At 58.5% G+C, this 17,231-nt stretch carries 15 protein-coding genes; 3 read left to right on the top strand and 12 right to left on the bottom strand.

Going from position 1 to position 17,231, the window contains the following annotated elements:
* On the bottom strand, positions 1-1,008 hold the full coding sequence (locus FGO67_RS14130; RefSeq protein WP_203301331.1) for a DUF2804 domain-containing protein: 1,008 nt from the start codon (positions 1,006-1,008) through the stop codon (positions 1-3).
* Positions 1,009-1,144: 136 nt separating this feature from the next.
* On the opposite strand from FGO67_RS14130, the gene FGO67_RS14125 reads away from it, so the two are divergent.
* From FGO67_RS14125 to FGO67_RS14115, 3 genes are all read left to right on the top strand, one after another.
* Entirely contained in the window at positions 1,145-1,882 is a 738-nt protein-coding gene (locus FGO67_RS14125) for an START domain-containing protein (protein WP_203301330.1), read from the top strand.
* A 69-nt stretch (positions 1,883-1,951) separates the two neighbouring features.
* Positions 1,952-2,443, top strand: a complete 492-nt coding sequence (locus FGO67_RS14120; protein WP_203301329.1) for a CBS domain-containing protein — start codon at positions 1,952-1,954, stop codon at positions 2,441-2,443.
* Between the two features lie 54 nt (positions 2,444-2,497).
* Positions 2,498-3,853 (top strand): PhoH family protein, encoded by a 1,356-nt coding sequence (locus tag FGO67_RS14115; RefSeq protein ID WP_238942484.1) that lies wholly within the window; start codon positions 2,498-2,500, stop codon positions 3,851-3,853.
* A 90-nt stretch (positions 3,854-3,943) separates the two neighbouring features.
* Here the strand turns inward: FGO67_RS14115 and FGO67_RS14110 are convergent, their stop codons facing one another.
* The 11 genes from FGO67_RS14110 to FGO67_RS14060 all read right to left on the bottom strand — a co-directional run bounded on the left by FGO67_RS14110 (position 3,944) and on the right by FGO67_RS14060 (position 17,180).
* Positions 3,944-5,638 carry a methyl-accepting chemotaxis protein gene (locus FGO67_RS14110; RefSeq protein ID WP_203301327.1) on the bottom strand — a complete coding sequence of 565 codons (1,695 nt, stop codon included), beginning with the start codon at positions 5,636-5,638 and terminating at the stop codon, positions 3,944-3,946.
* Between the two features lie 158 nt (positions 5,639-5,796).
* The gene (locus tag FGO67_RS14105) at positions 5,797-7,149 is read right to left on the bottom strand and encodes a sigma-54-dependent transcriptional regulator (RefSeq protein WP_203301326.1); all 1,353 of its coding nucleotides are present in this window, start codon (positions 7,147-7,149) and stop codon (positions 5,797-5,799) included.
* Entirely contained in the window at positions 7,146-8,960 is a 1,815-nt protein-coding gene (locus FGO67_RS14100; RefSeq protein ID WP_203301325.1) for a sensor histidine kinase, read from the bottom strand. Before FGO67_RS14100 ends, FGO67_RS14105 begins: the two co-directional genes overlap by 4 nt.
* Positions 8,961-9,057: 97 nt before the next feature.
* A complete protein-coding gene (locus tag FGO67_RS14095) occupies positions 9,058-11,238 on the bottom strand; it encodes a TRAP transporter permease (RefSeq protein ID WP_203301324.1) in 2,181 nt (726 codons plus the stop codon).
* 93 nt (positions 11,239-11,331) lie between these two features.
* Complete coding sequence (locus FGO67_RS14090) at positions 11,332-12,309, bottom strand: TAXI family TRAP transporter solute-binding subunit (protein WP_203301323.1); 978 nt, start codon at positions 12,307-12,309, stop codon at positions 11,332-11,334.
* A 259-nt stretch (positions 12,310-12,568) separates the two neighbouring features.
* Entirely contained in the window at positions 12,569-12,994 is a 426-nt protein-coding gene (locus FGO67_RS14085) for a secondary thiamine-phosphate synthase enzyme YjbQ (protein ID WP_203301322.1), read from the bottom strand.
* A 13-nt stretch (positions 12,995-13,007) separates the two neighbouring features.
* A complete protein-coding gene (locus FGO67_RS14080; RefSeq protein WP_203301321.1) occupies positions 13,008-14,075 on the bottom strand; it encodes a succinylglutamate desuccinylase/aspartoacylase family protein in 1,068 nt (355 codons plus the stop codon).
* Between the two features lies 1 nt (position 14,076).
* On the bottom strand, positions 14,077-14,985 hold the full coding sequence (gene rimK / locus FGO67_RS14075; RefSeq protein WP_203301320.1) for a 30S ribosomal protein S6--L-glutamate ligase: 909 nt from the start codon (positions 14,983-14,985) through the stop codon (positions 14,077-14,079).
* Entirely contained in the window at positions 14,982-15,479 is a 498-nt protein-coding gene (locus tag FGO67_RS14070) for an ATP-dependent zinc protease family protein (RefSeq protein ID WP_203301319.1), read from the bottom strand. Before FGO67_RS14070 ends, rimK begins: the two co-directional genes overlap by 4 nt.
* Entirely contained in the window at positions 15,460-16,320 is an 861-nt protein-coding gene (locus FGO67_RS14065; RefSeq protein ID WP_203301578.1) for a mechanosensitive ion channel family protein, read from the bottom strand. Before FGO67_RS14065 ends, FGO67_RS14070 begins: the two co-directional genes overlap by 20 nt.
* A gap of 50 nt (positions 16,321-16,370) precedes the next feature.
* Positions 16,371-17,180 (bottom strand): hypothetical protein, encoded by an 810-nt coding sequence (locus FGO67_RS14060; RefSeq protein ID WP_203301318.1) that lies wholly within the window; start codon positions 17,178-17,180, stop codon positions 16,371-16,373.
* Positions 17,181-17,231 lie beyond the last annotated feature (51 nt).

Here is a 17,231-nt window from a genome sequence, read left to right as displayed (position 1 = left end):
TTACCAGCGGGCGTAATGGTCTTCCATCAATCCCCGTAGCCCGTCTACGGGGATTTTGTTTCCGGCGTCGTCTCTGACGAACCCTCTGAAAGTGCCGATAAACTGCCGGAAGTTGGACGCCAGCACCAGCGCATTCAGCTTTTCCCGACGCACGCCAGACGGAACAAACTGCAACGCCACTCGTCCGTCGTCAGTGCTTACATACCAGTCGGCCCCTGGCTGGTAACGATCAAACACAAACCGGGCCGTTCCGACCCGAATGCAGCGCCCATCCAGCCAGATGGCGTTTTCAGTCATGCCTGTCTCATTGACCCCAGCCGCCAGATTGAGCCCCAGCGAGCGACCGTCGGCCAGTGTTCCCGCCATACAAGCCCAGTTCCATGCTGTCTCCCGGCGCATGAAGCCGCAGCTCCAATCGACCGTCGCCCGGGTATGGGTATCACACCGCCAGATACGATGATCCCAGCGAATCTCGCCCTCCACCGGCAGGCCGGCGGATTTACGGGTGAAGACCCAGCCATCGTAACCCGCCGGGCACACCAGCCGGAGCGGGTCGTTATCGTCTTTGATCTCCAGATCAATCCGGATACCGCCGGGCGCCGAGACGCTGATATTACGCCCACCCGCAGCGGCACTCACCCGGAGCGAGACATCGCCCTTGGTGAAGCTGGCGACGCCGTGCTCTGGCAGGGGCTCAATCCGGGTGCCGCGGGCAAAGGGCTGGAGAAAGGACCGTTCATACTTGGTGCCGGTTTCAAAGTCGTACAGGTAGAAAAAACCGTTGGCCACCAACTTGAGATCCACCAGGGCCATACCGAAAACCCAACCGGGCGCCATGGCACTGACAAATTGGAACTGGTTAAACCGCCAGCGTCGGGCCAGGCGAGAGCGAGGGCGGTCCATGACCGAGCGCAGGTCATAGTCGAGATAATTGATCTCCTCCACCGGGTGATCAATCACCCCGGGAGTGAGCCTTCCCTTTCCATCGATGAGCTTGCGTAACGTCATAATCGCGTCAGTTCGGGCCATTTGACGGGACCGACGGCCCAGGGAGTTACCTGGTTCACAATCCCTTGTTTTAGTGGCCTTATCGGATATCGCCTCATGCTAGACTCCGGCCACCATCGTCAAGGAAGTTTACCCCATGAGAAAGACCGGAGCCCACCGTTTTACGGGCTACGCCTCAGCCATCTCCGGCGGGCTCTTCGCCTTACTGGTGACCGCGCTCGCTGCGGCCGGCGTCCAGACCGAGTTACCGGCGGAGAACGACGATGGCTGGAGCCTGCGCAAGGAAGCCGACAACATCCGGGTATATACCATCGACCACCAGGATTCCAGTTTCAAGGCGTTCAAGGCCGTGGCCACTCTGGACGCACCCATCGAAACCGTGATGGCCGTCATGATGAACCCCAAATCCTGCGTCGAATGGGTCTACAACTGCACCGAATCCTATGCCTTCGGCACCGGCAGCTTCCACGACCGCTACGCCTATTCCGTCAACGATATGCCTTGGCCGGTCACCGACCGGGATTACGTGCTGCACATCCGAACCCGGGGCAACCGCAACAGCGGTGAGATCGTCATGGATCTGAACGCTACCCCGAACCAGCGGGCAGAATTCGATAACCGGGTTCGCGTGGACCGCTCCGACACCCTGTACCGTTTTATCCCGGAAGGAGATAAAACCCGGATGATCTGGCTGCAACACACCGATCCCAATGGCGCCCTGCCCGGCTGGCTGGTCAATTCGCTGTTGGTGGACATTCCCGTGCGCTCGCTCAAGGCCCTGGAACAGGTGGCGGGCAAAGATCGTTACCAGGATTTTGAGCTGGTCTATGATGACCAGGATCGGCTGGTGGATGTGCGCCCAACCGAGCATTGAGGGATGACGCACACCCACTGACAGGCTAAGCTTGACCAAAATGAACACATTGAAGGCAGGCCCCGTTTAATGACCGTTCTCGCATTCGAGATCATGACCCCGACCATCAAGGCAGTTCCCCAATCCTGGACCATGGACCGACTGGCCCGGTTCCTGACCGACAACGAAATCACCGGCAGCCCGGTCACTGACGAAGACGGCGACATCGTCGGTATCGCTACCCTCAAGGACATCACCGAATTCCGCTGGAACGCACACCGCTCTGGTGCCGGTGCGAGCCTGACGTCCGAAGAGCAGGAAGAAGCCCGCCGCCTGCGCATGGTGATTTTTGAGGAAATGGGCAAAGTTCCGGTCGAAGTCCGGGATATTATGACCCCGAGCGTTTTATCGGTTGACGAGCAGACGCCCGTGCGCGACATTGCGGATATAATGATGCGTGAACACCTGCATCGAATCTTTGTCACCAGGGATTCAAAAATTACCGGTATCATAACGACTTACGACATGCTGAAGCTGATTTCGGACACCGCACTCACGCAACGGTGTACCGGTAACGACTGAGCCACCAGAGAGGTAGCGCCACCTATGCCCAGAGCACCAGAAGCTCGCAAAAAGATGTACGTCCTCGACACCAACGTTCTCATTCACGATCCCAACGCCCTCCTCAACTTTGAAGAACACGATGTCATCATTCCGATGACCGTCCTCGAAGAACTCGACAGTCTGAAATCCGGCAAGCAAGCGGTCGCTGCAGACTGCCGTCAGGCCATCCGAAACATCGATAAACTGCTGGGCGATGCCACTCCGAAAGAGATCGAGAAAGGTGTCCCGATTGTGCGTGGCAAAAAAGCCGAGCCGCTGGGCAAGCTCCTGATTCTGATGAGTACACAGCATGTGAATTCTCACTCGTTGCCCGAGCACCTGAACGACAACAAGATCATCAATACCCTGGCGGCGCTGCAGAACGAGCACCGGGCGCGGGACATCATCCTGGTCAGCAAAGACATCAACATGCGCCTGAAAGCCCGCGGCTTTGGCGTTGAAGCCCAGGATTACCACAACGACCAGCTGCTGGACGACATCGACCTGCTGCCCAAGGGCTACCGGGAGTTCCCGAACTCGTTCTGGGACACCATTGAGAAGGTGGAAACCATTCAGCGCGAAGGCATTACCGAGCACATCCTCAGGCGCGAGGGTGAGCTGGCACGACTGAACATCAACGAGTTTGTGATTGACCAGCAGGGCTTTGTCGGCAAGGTCTCCGACCTGTCCGAGACCCAGGTGGTGATTCGGGACCTACACCAGCACGACCTGATGAACGAAGAAGTCTGGGGCCTGGTGCCACGAGATATTTACCAGGCGCTGGCGCTCAACTTGCTGCTGGACCCGGACGTGCATCTGGTCAACCTGACCGGTTCTGCAGGCTCGGGCAAAACCATCCTGGCCCTGGCTGCCTGTATCGAAATGACGGTGGCCAGCAAGCTGTACAAACGCATCATCGCCACCCGCTCAACCCAGGGGCTGGACGAAGACATCGGCTTCCTGCCCGGCACCGAAGCCGAGAAGATGGAGCCCTGGCTGGGCGCCATTGTGGACAACCTCGAGGCGCTGCACGAAGACGATGAAAACATGACCGCCAGCGTGGATTACATCCTCAGCAAGGTGCCCCTGCACTTCAAGTCGATGAACTACATTCGCGGTCGCAGTTTTCAGCACAGCCTGATCATCATTGATGAATCCCAGAACCTGACACCGCACCAGATCAAGACCATCATCACCCGTGCCGGTAACGGCTCCAAAGTGATCTGCCTGGGCAACCTGGCACAGATTGATACGCCGTACCTGAGCGCCCTGAGTTCGGGGCTGACCTACATGACCGAACGCTTCAAAAGCTTCCGTCACGGCGCCCACATCCACCTTCAGGGTGTGCCACGCTCGGTTCTGGCGGAGTTCGCCGAGGCCAATCTTTGATCAGGCTACTGTGAAGTTGGGTTAAGCCAGAGAGACCAGCAAGACACAAAAAACCGGGGCCTCAGCCCCGGTTTTTTATTCCCCTGCCGATTACACCCGGTAGCGGCTGACCTGATCGGACATATCCGATGCCAGGGCCTTGAGTCGCTGGGTTGCGGCCCCGGCCCGACGGGTACCATCGGCCGTCTGTTCGGTGATCGCCACGATCTCGTGAACATTCTGGTTGATGGTCTCGGATACACTGGTCTGTTCTTCCGCTGCGCTCGCAATCTGGCTGTTCATGTCATTGATGGTGCTGACTGCCTGATTGATCCGCTGCAGGGCATCGTTGACCTGACGGGTCTCTACCACCGTAGCCTCACTGCGCTCGCTGATCGAGCCGATCAAGCTGACGGCATTGCTGGCGCCAGTCTGCAGGCGTTCGATGGTTTCCTGGATTTCCTGGGTGCTCTGCTGAGTCCGGCTTGCGAGGGTGCGGACTTCATCGGCCACCACCGCGAAACCACGGCCGGCCTCTCCGGCACGCGCGGCCTCAATTGCGGCGTTGAGGGCCAACAGGTTGGTCTGATCGGCAATCTCACGGATCACTTCCAGTACGTTATCAATCTTGCGTGAGTCCGACCCCAGCTTTTCGATAACCTTAACGCCCTCCTCGACCTGATCAGACAAACCACCAATGACACCGATGGTTTGGTGTACCAGGCCCTGGGCATCACAGACCTGGGCGTTGGCGTGGTCCGCCGCCTCGGAGGCCTCACTGGCGTTGTTGGCCACTTCCTGGGCCGCCGCAGTCATCTCATTCATTGCCGTCGCGACCTGGTCACTCTCGGACTTCTGGCGCTCAACACCGCCCTCGGCTTCCGCCATAACCTGGTTCAGCTCTTCGGACGCCTCGTTCAGGGTGCGCGTAGACGACAGCACCTGCTCCACCAGACCATGGACCTGATCGGCGAAACTGTTGAAGGCGGTTGCCAGCTGGCTCAGCTCGTCCTTACCATCAATCTCCAGACGTCGGGTCAGGTCGCCATCGCCACTGGCGATGTCATTCATGGCGGATACCGCCGACTTCAGTGGCCGGATGATGCTGCGCACCACGATCAAAGCCAGCAATACAATCAGCGCCAGCGCCACGAGTGAGGTGGTGATGGAACCAAACACGGCGTCGTTCAGGGATTCACCAACCTTGGCATCCATGGCGGCAATCTGGCCTTCCAGACCGTCCACCCAGAACCCGGTGCCAATCATGATGCCCCACTTCGGCAGCATTTCGGCGTAACCGAGTTTCGGTGCAACCTGGCCGGTATCGCTGTTTTTCCAGCCGTAGGATACGTAACCACCGCCACTGCGGGCGGCCTTGACCAGCTCGCGGATCAGGTAGGTGCCGTTGGGATCCTTAAACCCCCACAGGTTCTTGCCTTCCAACGCAGGTTTAACACCGTGCATAACGTTCACACCGTTGGTGTCGTAGGCGAAGATATAGCCGGCACTGCCGGAATCGTTGAACCGCAGCTGGCGCAGGATGTCGTAGGCCTGAGCACGGACTTCGGGATCGTCAGCCGAGCCCGGCTGATCGTACAGATGCGCAATCGAGGTGCGCGCCAGTTCCAGATAGTTTTTCAGTTCTTCGCGTTTACTGGCTTCCATGTCGGTAGAGAAACCGGCCACAGCTTCATCGCCGATTTCCCGGGCCTGGTTCAGGTTGTAACTGGTAAGGAAAGCAGTCAGCACGATGACGGGTACCAATGCCAACAACAGCACCCGGGTCTGGATGGTCAGATTTTTCATTACAGGGGCTTCTTTTAACTCGATGCGCTGAATGGCCGGTGAATCCGGACACATGAAAGTGACGCAATGTTACCGAACTATGACCCCATAAATCATTGGACATAATGCGTAATTTGGAAACAGTCCGTAACCGGAACGGACTGCCACCGGTGACTTGTTCAGTCCTTGAACTGGGCCTTGTCCAATCCGTGCTTTTTCATCTTGTCGTACAGGGTTTTTCGGGCGATGCCCAGCTGCACCATGGTGTCTTTGATGCTGCCATGGCAGGCATTGAGGGCACTGACGATGGCCGAGCGCTCAAAGCCGTCCATCATCTCGGTGAGGGTCTGGCGGCCGGCAACATCGTCGGAGCCATTGCCGGCATTACCGTCAAGCGCCGCCGGCCCCAGCAGCACATAGCGTTCGGCCAGGTTGCGCAGTTCCCGCACGTTACCGGGCCAGGAATGCTGCATGAGCCGGGCGGCCTGAGTCGCGTCCAGGGGAATACTCTCGCGATCGTAACGGGCGGCGGCAATCAGCACGAAGTGATGAAACAGCAGTGGGATGTCCTCCTTGCGTTCCCGCAGTGACGGAATATCCACCTTCACCACATTCAGCCGGTAGTAAAGGTCCGAACGAAACTCACCGGCATCGCTCAGCTCCTTCAGATCGGCCTTGGTGGCGGCAATGATGCGTACATCCACATCGATGACCTGATTGCTGCCCAGGCGCTCAACTTTTTGCTCCTCCAGAACCCGCAGTAACTTGACCTGCAGGGGCATGGGCATGCTTTCCAGCTCATCAAGGAACAGCGTGCCCCGGTGCGCGTGTTCGATTTTACCGATCCGACGCTTGTCGGCCCCGGTGAACGCACCCGCTTCATGACCAAAAAGCTCACTCTCAATCAGGTTTTCCGGCACTGCACCGCAATTAATGGCGACAAAGTTGTGGGCGCTGCGCTGACTGTTTTCATGAATATAGCGAGCCAGTGCGTCTTTACCGGAACCGGTTTCACCGTGCAGCAAGACACTGGCGGAAATATCCAGAACCGGATCGATGGTGGACATCACCCGCTGCATGGTCGCCGACTCGCCCAGCAGCCGAGGCCCCGGGCGTGCCAAATGCTTTAACTGGGCCTTCAGGCGCCGGTTTTCCAGGGCCAGGTGCCGCTTCTCAAGGGCGTGCCGCAAAAGCTCGATCAATTCCTCATGGTCGAACGGCTTTTCGATGAAATCGTAAGCCCCCTGCTGCATCGCGGAGACTGCGGTACTGATGTCGCCCTGGCCGGTCAGGATAACCACCGGAATGGCGTCATCCAGGTCACGGACTCGGTCCAGCATGGCCAGGCCATCCATGCCCGGCATGTTGTAATCGCACAGCACCACGCCTTCATACTCGGCGGTGATGGTTTCCAGTGCCGAAGCGGCGTCCTCAAAGCAGGCGACCGCCAGCTCCTCCAGCGCGAACGTCTGGCTGATGGCCTTCCGGATGTGTGGATCATCGTCCACAAAGATTACCGAAGGTTCTGTCATTCCATGGTCTCCCGTTTTTTCAGGGTCAACACAAACTCCGCGCCAGGGCCATCGGTCCGGTTGTGCCCGGTCAACCGACCACCCAGGGCATCAACAATCTGGCGCGAGATGGACAAACCGAGCCCAAGCCCCTGCTTGACCGATTTGGTGGTGAAGAAGGGTTCAAAGATCTGCTCGCTGTTACCGGGCAAACCGGAACCGTTATCGCGCACCACACATTGCCAATGCTCGCCCTGATCCTTGATATCGATGCTGATCCGGGGTTGCTCCCGGTCTTCAACCGCCTGCACCGCGTTGGCCAGGAGGTTAACCATCACTTGTTCGATGCGGATCAGGTCGCCGTGGCACAAAACCACCTGCTCCGGCCGATGCCAATGGATGTCTACACCGCCACTGCTGGTCTGGGCCTTGATGATCTTGAGTGCAGCATCAATGGGCTGGCACAGATCCACCACCGACGGCGGGCCTTCGGACTTGCGGGCAAACACCTTGAACTGCCGGGTCAGCTCGGACATCTTGTCACACAGAGTGACGATCTCTCGCAGGTTGGCATCCACCATCTCGGTGGCGCCCTTGTCCAGAAATTTGCGACTGTTGCGGGCGTAGGTCTGAATGGCGGTCAACGGCTGGTTCATTTCATGGTTCAAGCCCGCCGACATCTGCCCTAGAACCGCCAGCTTGGCCGCCTGAATCAGCTCTTGCTGGGTTTCCCGGAGCTCGGTCTGGGTGCGTTCCCGCTCCTGGATTTCCTCCAGCAGCTTTTCGTTGGAGCGCTCCAGATCCACCGTACGCTCGGCCACGCTGCGCTCCAGTTGCTCGCCCCGCAGCGCCAGTTCCGCCTCCCGACGGTAGCGTTCGCGCAGATACAGCCAGGTCAGCAGCCCCCCGAAGAACACCGCCAGACCGCCACCCACGAAGGCCAGCCGCATCCAGACTACGAACTGAGTACTGACCATCACCTGCAGGGTCCAATCCAGTCGAGGTAGCGCCGTGCGGACACTGAGGTAGTCCCCCTTTTGCCCATCCCCGAGGATCCTGATTTTGCTGGATTGTTCGGACAGCCCCCACGGCCGTCCCAACTGTTGAAACTGGATCGGCGCCAGGTCACGGTTGGGGTAACGTTGGCGGGCAGCGGCCCCCAGCTCGGCATCCGAATCGGGCTGGAAATCCCGGTAAAGCCAGCGTGACTTACTGGCCAGAAAGCTGATTCCCGACGGATCGAGCACCACCATCTCGGCCTCAGTCAAAGACGCCGGCCGGTGCCACTGGGATTCCAGCTCGTGCACCAGGACCTTCACCGCAATCACACCCAGAACCTTGCCTTCCGGTCCCCGGATAGGATGGGAGAAATACAGGCCGCGCACCCCAGACATCAGCCCAAGGGCAAAATAGACCGCGGAATCACCGGTGGCCACGGCCTCGGAGAAGTACGGACGAAAGGAAAAGTTGCGACCGACAAAACTGTCGTTCTGCTGGTAGTTGTTGGCGGCGATGGTCAGGCCGGAGGTGTCCATCAGGTAGACATCGGAACTGCCGACAATGGTCGCCATTCGCTGCATTTCCTCGTTGGCCAGCAGAATCAGCTCCGGGTTGTCGGGTTGGCGCAGTGCCTCTTCCAGCAGCGGGTGCTCGGCCATCAGTTCGGGGATCGGCAGGTAGCGGTTTAGCTCATTGGCCACCAGCTGGCGATAGCGAAAGGATTCCTCCAGGCTTTCCTGTTCCACCTGTCGATAGCCAACCCAGCCCCCCAGTACCCAGGACAGCACCAGGGTGAGGCCAAGCACAACAACGATACCAACCCGGTAGGACATAGACCCCGAATCCCGAAAAAACCGCTAGCCTAACGCCCGGCGGCAAGCCGGGCAACTGCATGTGAGTGCAGCAGCCCGGCCCCCAGCCAGCCAAACCCTAGGCCGTAGCAAGCCCGTGTTTACGCTCGCGCTGGATCAGGAAGGAAATAACCGCCAAGCCGATTCCGCCAAGATCGGTCCACAAACCACCCTCGATCATCATCAGTGCGGCACCGATGAGCAGAATCCGGGTGAGCCAGGATGCCGAGATATTGGCAAACCAACCCAGGACACCACCCGACAGCATGTACACACCAAAAGTTGCGGTGATCAGCGCGCGGGCAATCTCGAACCAGCCGGCGTCCATCAACAAAGCACTGTTATAGAAGAACATGAACGGCACAATGAAGGCGGCAATACCAATCCTGAACGAAGCGACTGACGTTTCCATAGCATTGGCACCGGAAATACCCGCCGCCGCATAGGAGGCCAAAGCCACCGGCGGGGTAATCGCCGACACCACGGCAAAGTAGAACACGAAGAAGTGCGCGGTCAGCGGCTCAATGCCCAACTGCACCAGACCCGGAGCCACCACCGAAGCGGCCACCGCGTAGGCGGCCGTGGTCGGCATGCCCATGCCCAGCAGAATGGAAATGAACATCGCAAAAACCAGGGCCAGCAACTGACTGGCCTCGGCCACATCCAACAACAGAACTGAGAAACGCGCACCGACGCCAGTCAGCGAGATCACTCCGACAATGACGCCTGCGGCGGCACACACCACGATAATCTGAATGGCCATGTACGAGGCAATTTCAAGCGCGTGCAGAATCGATCGGATACCCATCTTATTGGGAGACAGCCAGCTCACAACCGCAGCAGACACCGTGGCCAGAGTACCAGCCCGAATCACCGAGTAGCCGATGAACAGAGCCACTATCAGGATCACAATAGGAATGAACAGGTAAGCCTGCTTGGCCAGTCTCTTCAGGTTTGGCAGCTCGTCTTCGCGCATTCCGCGCATGCCGGTCTTCGCAGCTTCAAAATCGACCATGAAATAAACAGACGCGAAGTACAGAATCGCCGGAATGATCGCCGCAATGGCGATTTCCGAATAGGGAATACCGGTGATCTCGGCCATGATGAACGCGCCGGCGCCCATGATCGGCGGCATGATCTGGCCACCGGTGGAAGCCGCAGCTTCAACCGCGCCTGCAGATTGCTTGCTGTAGCCGACCTTTTTCATCAGCGGAATGGTCAGCGAGCCGGTCGACACCACGTTACCGGCACTGGTGCCGTTAATCATGCCCATCAAACCGGAGGCAAAAATAGACACCTTGGCGGGACCACCCCGGGAACGGCCGGCGGCCGCGAAGGCAAAGTTGACGAAGTAGTCACCCACCTTGGAGGCCTGCAAGAAGGCCGCGAAGACGATGAACAGAATAATGTAAGTGGAAGACACCGCGGTGGTCGGCCCAAGAATACCGGCATCGGTATAGACCTGACTGAAGAAGCGCTGAACCGACAAGCCTGGGTAACCCAGGAAACCTGGCAGGTAGGGGCCCGCAAAAACGTAAACCAGAAAAACAATCGCGATAACCACCAGAGCCATACCGGCCAACCGGCGCGTCAGCTCCATGATCAGGGCTGTGCCTGCCACGGCCGCGAAAGAAATACCAATGGGCGCAAAAGAGGTGCCCGTGGACATCCGCATATTCGTGTTATAGGCCATCAGGAAGTAGCCGGCCACCGCAACGGAGCAAATTGCCAGGGTCAGGTCCGGCACGCTGAAACGGGACCGTTGGCGCTGATGGAACCAGCTCATGACAATACCGGCGGCGGTCGCAGCCAGCAGCGGCCAGCCAAAATGCCAGGTCTCCAGTTCAACCGGAATCCGCATGGCGCCGCCTTGAACCTGCTGGTAAAACGCGAAAGTCTGATACAGCGCATAGAGCGCCGGTAGCATGGCGACCGCACCGACCCAGGTGGTCCAACGGTGCCGGGCCTCGCCCTCTTCAGCAGAAACAAAACGAGCACCCGCAAACAGGATAAAGCCCAGCACCAGGGCTCCAGCCACATGGATGATCCGGTACGACCAGGTTTCCAGCGGCGCAATATTCAGGGTGTAAAGATGAAACGACGAATAGGCAATGGCGAGTAACGCCACAAACTTGAGCATGCCGCCCTCAAACATCCGACGATTACCTTCAATGGGTTCTTCGTCGACGTTGTGCGCGAGCATATGGTCATCATCGGGCAGGGCCACAGACGACTCTTGGTGTTGGGAGTTGGTGGACATGGGGCGACCTAAGGACAGTTAAACAAAGGTAGCCGGAAGGGAACCCGGCTAGGCATCGGGGGCGATGACCGGCCCCCGACGTACATCCGGCGATTACTTGATCATGCTAGCTTCGATCGTGTAACCGTTTTCGTTAAACCAACGAGCCGCGCCTGGATGCCAGGGCAGGACATTGTTTTTGCTATAGTTTTCTGCAACAGAATTGCGGGCTGCCTTGTGGATGGAGACCATCTTGTCGTTGTTCTCCATGGTCAGCTTGGTAATTTCATACACCATGCTTTCCGGCATGTCGCAGTTCACCATGGCGAAGTTCCACATGGATACCACACGCGACGGCTTGTCCAGGGACTGGTAAGTGCCGGCCGGAATAACGAACTCGGCTACCGGATAGTTATCAGTAATAGTCTTGGCTTCGGCATCAGTCATCTCAATGATGTTCACATCGGCCTGGACTTCCAACTGGCTCACGGCGGGAATCGGAATCCCTGCGGCGAAGGCAACCACGTCGATCAGGCCGTCCTGAAGCTGACCACCCAAGTCAGACCAGCTACCGTTACGGCGCTCAAAGTCGACGCCCAAGGTTTCCATCATGCGCGGAAAGTAGGTGTCTGATGTGGAGCCGGCCGGGCCGAAACCGATGGTGGCGCCTGCCGGAATGTCGGCGATGGTGGTGATGCCGGAGCTGGACAGGGCTGTCACCGAGAACGGCGTCTCATACATGGGGAACATGGCGCAAACGTTGTCCATCTTCATACCCGGAGCAAGCGGGCTGTTGCCATCCATCGATTCCCGGGCCGGGCCCATGGTGGTAAGACCAAACTGCAGATCACCGGTGTGAACCAGTGCCATGTTCTGCATCGGACCACCGGTGATTTCAGCACCACCAGACACGCCCAGGTTTTCGGCCACGAAGTTGGCCCAGCCGGAACCGTAAGCGAAGTAAGTGCCGCCCTGGCTCGCAGTGCCTACCGTAAAGTTGTCAGGCCAGCCTTCACGATCCTGTGCGCTGGCAGGGCTTGCAACAACGAGAGTGGAGGCGAAAGCTGCCGCCATAATGGCTTGGGTTTTCATAGAGGATGCTCCCCGTTTCATTTTGTTTGTTGGGTGCTTGTACGAGCCATCAGAAACACCAACGGCTCAACAATTGTCAGCAAGGAGCAGACCAACTCAAAAAAACACTTTAAAACCAATATCCTAATAAAAAAATCGGGCTTTCCCTGCTTACAAATGGGTGAATTTCCACCCATGATTTTCAGGCAATGGGTGGAAGCCCACACTCAGTGTAGAACGGTTTAGCGTTTTCAGAAGGTTAGATCGCCGGGCTGGGGATTTACCATCGTCCCTGAAGGGTTGCGACCAGGCGACGGCCACCGGCGTGGTCCCGATGTTCGCACAGATAGATGCCTTGCCAGGTGCCCATGGCCAGCCTGCCATGGTTAACCGGCAGGGTCAGGGAGGGGCCGATGAGGATACTTTTGATGTGGGCCGGCATGTCATCCGCCCCTTCCATCACATGCTGATAGTGGGGCGCATTCTCGGGAACCATGACGTTGAAATGCCGCTCCAGATCGCCGCGGACGTCCGGATCGGCATTTTCATTAACCGCCAGCGATGCCGAGGTGTGCTGGATAAACAGATGCAGCAGCCCAACCTCGCAGTTGCTCAGATTGGGCGCCCGGGCCAGAACTTCATTGGTTACCAGGTGGAACCCTCTCGGCAGAGGCTCCAGGTCAATAAATGTCTGGTCCCAGATCATCACTAGCCTCCCGTCATTTCTGGTTTTCGTCCCACGGGTGCACCGGCACCACGTCATCGGCCAGATCGGACTCATAGCTGCTGCGGAAATGCTTCATGGCAGCCTCGGCCTCACCCAGCTCATCGAAGCGTGCGATGTGGTAAATCGCCTCGCCCTCGTTCACCAGCGGCAGGTTGTTCACACAGATAACGATGCCGGAACAGGGTGACAGCACCGCATTTTCAGACTCGCCAAACGGGTCGGCCACCATCGCCAGCTTCTGGCCTTTGCGGACCCGTTGCCCCAACCTCGCCACCGGGCGCATGATGCCGTCGATATCCGTGCGCACCCACTGGGAGTTGGCGGCGGTTTCCGAAGGCGTTTTCGGCGCACCGGGGCCTTTCTTGGCCGGAATCATTTCCAGCTCCCGCATCACACGAATCACGCCTTTCACGCCGCTGGAGATAACCACCTCATCGAACCTCAGGGCTTCACCGCCCTCAAAGGTGATGACCGGAATGTCCTGGGAATCGGCGTAGGCCCGCAGGCTGCCCTCCCGAAGGCCGGCGTTGATGATGATCGGTGCACCAAAAGCCTCGGCCATGCGGGTAGTTTCCGGGTTCTTCAGCTCGGCCCGAATCTGGGGCAGATTGAAGCGATGAATCGCACCGGTGTGCAGGTCGATGATGTGAGACACGTTTTCCATGATCTGGGTGCGCAGCAGGTAAGCGATTCGCCCCCCCAGGGAGCCCGATTCGGTGCCCGGAAAACACCGGTTCAGATCCCGGCGGTCCGGCAGGTAGCGGGTGCGCTGCACGAAGCCAAAGATGTTCACGATCGGAACCGCCACCAGGGTGCCCCGCAGATGGCGCAGGGCAGAATTCTTCAACACGCGGCGAACAATCTCTACACCGTTGATTTCATCGCCGTGAATTGCCCCGCACACCATCAGCACCGGGCCGGCACGACGGCCGTGCACCACCTCTACCGGGATATGCAGTGGCGTATGGGTGTACAGCTTGGCGACCGGTACTTCCACGGTGCGCCGGGTGCCGGCCTTTATTTCGTAATCGGCAATAACGAAGGGAGCGCGTGCTGCCATTTCAGCCACCCCCGCCCTTGGTTCGGGTTTTCCAGGGCTTCTGGTTCTTTTCGGTCCAGTTGATGATCATGCCAGCAATGTTTTTACCGGTGGCATTCTCAATCCCCTCCAGGCCCGGCGACGAATTCACTTCCATCACCAGCGGCCCTCGGCTCGACCGCAGCAGGTCAACGCCGGCCACGTTCAGGCCCATGGCCTTGGCAGCGGCAATTGCTGTGCGTCTTTCCTGGGGCGTAATACGCACCAGTGAAGCACTGCCACCGCGGTGCAGGTTGGACCGGAACTCACCTTCCGCGCCCTGACGCTTCATGGCGGCAATCACCTTGTCACCGATGACAAAGCAACGGATATCGGCGCCGCCGGCCTCCTTGATGAATTCCTGAACCAGGATGTCGGCTTTCAGCCCCATGAAGGCTTCTATCACGCTTTCCGCCGCCTTACGGGTTTCTGCCAGCACTACACCGATGCCCTGGGTGCCTTGCAGAAGCTTGATGACCACCGGCGCACCACCCACCATTTTTAGCAGCTCGGGGACGTTATCCGGCTTGTTCGCGAAGCCGGTCACCGGCATGCCCACGCCTTTTCGGGCCAGCAACTGCAAGGAACGCAGTTTGTCCCGGGAACGGGTGATGGCCACCGACTCGTTCAGGGGAAACACCCCCATCATTTCAAACTGACGCAATACCGCCGTGCCGTAAAAAGTAACCGAGGCACCAATACGGGGAATGACCACGTCATACTCTTCCAGCACTTCCTCGTGGTAATGGATCTGGGGCTTGGCCGAGGTTATGTTCATGGAGCAATGCAGGCAATCAATCACCTGCACGTCGTGACCCCGATTGATGCCCTCCTCCACCAGACGGCGGGTGGAATACAGATTCTTGTTGCGCGATAACACCGCAATTCTCATTTCTCGGTCCTTAGCGCCGGCTCGCCGGCCAAATAAGAGGCTTCAGGGTAAATCATCGTGCGCCCCGCCATTGCGGTGCGCCCTAGTAGCATCCGGAATCGCATGGAATCCCGGTTGGTCAACGTCATTTCAATCGGCCAGCTCTGATCTCCTACCACCAGTGTGGTTTCGATCACCAGCCGCAATTCTCTGTGGCCACCGGAATCGGACACGTCACGTTCATCCAGCACCTTGGCATCGCACTCCACCACCTGGTGCAGGTTGTTCTGGACCGGGTGGACCCAGAAACGAACCCGCCGTTCACCATTGGCGGTATAAGGTTCAGTGCGAAAGGTATGCAGGCACGAAGTACGGGCTCCGGTATCCACCTTCGCCTTGATCCGGCCAATATCCAGATCCGGCAGTGCGATCCATTCCCGCCAGCCCAAGGCAACCTTATTGTCGTTGGGCTTCGGTGGGATTGACTTGATCTTCTCAACGGTCTTGGTCGACATCCAGCGGTTCCTTGTTAGCAGTGGTCTCCGGCCCCAGCAACTGCACCCGGAACGGCTCAGAATGACTGCCGGCGTAGATACTGGTGTGGGGGAATGGAATCTCGATACCCTCCCGGTCCAGTGTCTGTTTGATTGCCACCATCATACTGCTGCGGCCATCCAGCACTTTGTCCTTGGGCACCCAGAAGGAAAACTGCAAATCCACCGACGACGGACCAAACGCAGTTACCAGTACAAAGGGTTTGGGTTCTTCCAGGCAAACGGGGTTCTTTTCGGCCAGTTTCAGCAACAAGGCCTCAACTCGCTCTACATCCTCAGCGTAGGCAATACCCACAGTCAGGTCGAGTCGGCGAATGGGGAACCGCGACCGGTTAACCACGCGAGTCTTGATCAGCGTTTCGTTAGGGATGCGCACGTACAGGTTGTCCGGCGTCCGCAGTTTCACGCTCAGCATGTCGATGCCAACGACTTCGCCAATCGTAGCGTCAGCCTCAATGACATCGCCAATTTCAAAGGGTTTCTCTACCAGCAGAAACAACCCACTGATCATATTGGAGGCGGAGGTCTGGGAGGCGAAACCAATGGCCACCGTCAGTATCCCGGCCGCACCCAGCACGACATCGAGCGAGAACCCGGCCTCCCGGAGAGCGGCAACGGCGAACAGCAGCACGATGACGTAAAACACCAGCCGGCGCACCATGACGGTGTGATGCCGGGTGCTCCGCTGTTCCATAAACCGGGCCGCACTGCGACCGGCCACAGAGCCCAGCACCACGCCCAGCACTACCAGAAACAGCGAACTGGCCCATGCCTCCCAGGCAATATCGGTGAACACCGACATCACGCCGGTCTGAATTTGTTCTAGCAAAACGATGACTCCCTCAAACGGGGTTAACCAAACATGCGATCAAACGCGCGGACAAGACGGCCACGGGCAATGGGTTCGCGGGCAGGCCCTACCTGCCGGCACTGACCAGCCGCCGCCAGCAATGACTGGTCCACGTTCAGACTGGCCGAATTCATTTCGGTTTCACACACAACCTTCACCCCGGGTGTCCAGAGCTGACCACGTTCGTTCAGGTGCAGGGATAGCAGCGGCGTCGGCAGACTGAAACGCTCGAGCAGCAACGGCTCTGTCCGCTGGTTGATGATGGTCACCGGCGTGACCGCACGCCACGGCCGCTTGGGCACCGCTTCCAACACCAGCCGGGCAAAACTGGAGGACGAATAGCACAACTCCCCCTCCATCGTGTTGCGTCCCACCCACGTGAGTGAGGGCATCCCCAGGGGCACCTCGGTCAGCAGCGTTTTACTCTCACCGACGCAGACCTTCATCCAGACCACCGTGCCGACATAGATGACGCAACGGCCACCCGCGGGGATGGTCAGTGGCTGAAAAGGACGGATCACCGTAGGCAGAGATGCGACACCGGGAATGAAGGTAACCACATTGGAATCGCCGGGCCGGATGAACCGCTGAAGATCCACATCCGATGACGGCAAGGTGTGCCCAATGCTCTGGGTCCAGGTGACGGGATCCGTCTCCGGCGCCAGAGTCTGGGACCGTACCTGCCATTCCTGATCCAAAAGGGTCACCCAAAGACGCACTTGCCCCAGCTGGTGATACTGGGTTTGTCCGGAAGCCAGGGTGTAAGGTTGAGCCCACACACCGTCTTGCAGGCCTTCGGTTTGGAATTCCATTTGTGCCACGGGGCTCCTTAGGGTCTCACTGGCAGATTTCACTAACTATAA

Origin of the sequence: Marinobacter sediminum, from assembly GCF_016820575.1 — a bacterium.
Classification (GTDB): Bacteria; Pseudomonadota; Gammaproteobacteria; order Pseudomonadales; family Oleiphilaceae; genus Marinobacter; species Marinobacter sediminum.
The sequence above is the reverse complement of the archived record's forward strand: the minus strand, read 5'-3'. Positions and strand labels throughout refer to the sequence as shown.

What these genes read in the sequence shown, in the direction of transcription:
- FGO67_RS14110 (WP_203301327.1), bottom strand. Translation starts at nt 5,638, where the DNA reads ATGAAAAATCTGACCATCCAGACCCGGGTGCTGTTGTTGGCATTGGTA.
- FGO67_RS14100 (WP_203301325.1), bottom strand. Translation starts at nt 8,960, where the DNA reads ATGTCCTACCGGGTTGGTATCGTTGTTGTGCTTGGCCTCACCCTGGTG.
- FGO67_RS14080 (WP_203301321.1), bottom strand. Translation starts at nt 14,075, where the DNA reads ATGGCAGCACGCGCTCCCTTCGTTATTGCCGATTACGAAATAAAGGCC.
- FGO67_RS14065 (WP_203301578.1), bottom strand. Translation starts at nt 16,320, where the DNA reads ATGTCGGTGTTCACCGATATTGCCTGGGAGGCATGGGCCAGTTCGCTG.
- FGO67_RS14070 (WP_203301319.1), bottom strand. Translation starts at nt 15,479, where the DNA reads ATGTCGACCAAGACCGTTGAGAAGATCAAGTCAATCCCACCGAAGCCC.
- FGO67_RS14125 (WP_203301330.1), top strand. Translation starts at nt 1,145, where the DNA reads ATGAGAAAGACCGGAGCCCACCGTTTTACGGGCTACGCCTCAGCCATC.
- FGO67_RS14060 (WP_203301318.1), bottom strand. Translation starts at nt 17,180, where the DNA reads ATGGAATTCCAAACCGAAGGCCTGCAAGACGGTGTGTGGGCTCAACCT.
- FGO67_RS14115 (WP_238942484.1), top strand. Translation starts at nt 2,498, where the DNA reads ATGTACGTCCTCGACACCAACGTTCTCATTCACGATCCCAACGCCCTC.
- FGO67_RS14090 (WP_203301323.1), bottom strand. Translation starts at nt 12,309, where the DNA reads ATGAAAACCCAAGCCATTATGGCGGCAGCTTTCGCCTCCACTCTCGTT.
- rimK (WP_203301320.1), bottom strand. Translation starts at nt 14,985, where the DNA reads ATGAGAATTGCGGTGTTATCGCGCAACAAGAATCTGTATTCCACCCGC.
- FGO67_RS14130 (WP_203301331.1), bottom strand. Translation starts at nt 1,008, where the DNA reads ATGACGTTACGCAAGCTCATCGATGGAAAGGGAAGGCTCACTCCCGGG.
- FGO67_RS14120 (WP_203301329.1), top strand. Translation starts at nt 1,952, where the DNA reads ATGACCGTTCTCGCATTCGAGATCATGACCCCGACCATCAAGGCAGTT.
- FGO67_RS14095 (WP_203301324.1), bottom strand. Translation starts at nt 11,238, where the DNA reads ATGTCCACCAACTCCCAACACCAAGAGTCGTCTGTGGCCCTGCCCGAT.
- FGO67_RS14105 (WP_203301326.1), bottom strand. Translation starts at nt 7,149, where the DNA reads ATGACAGAACCTTCGGTAATCTTTGTGGACGATGATCCACACATCCGG.
- FGO67_RS14085 (WP_203301322.1), bottom strand. Translation starts at nt 12,994, where the DNA reads ATGATCTGGGACCAGACATTTATTGACCTGGAGCCTCTGCCGAGAGGG.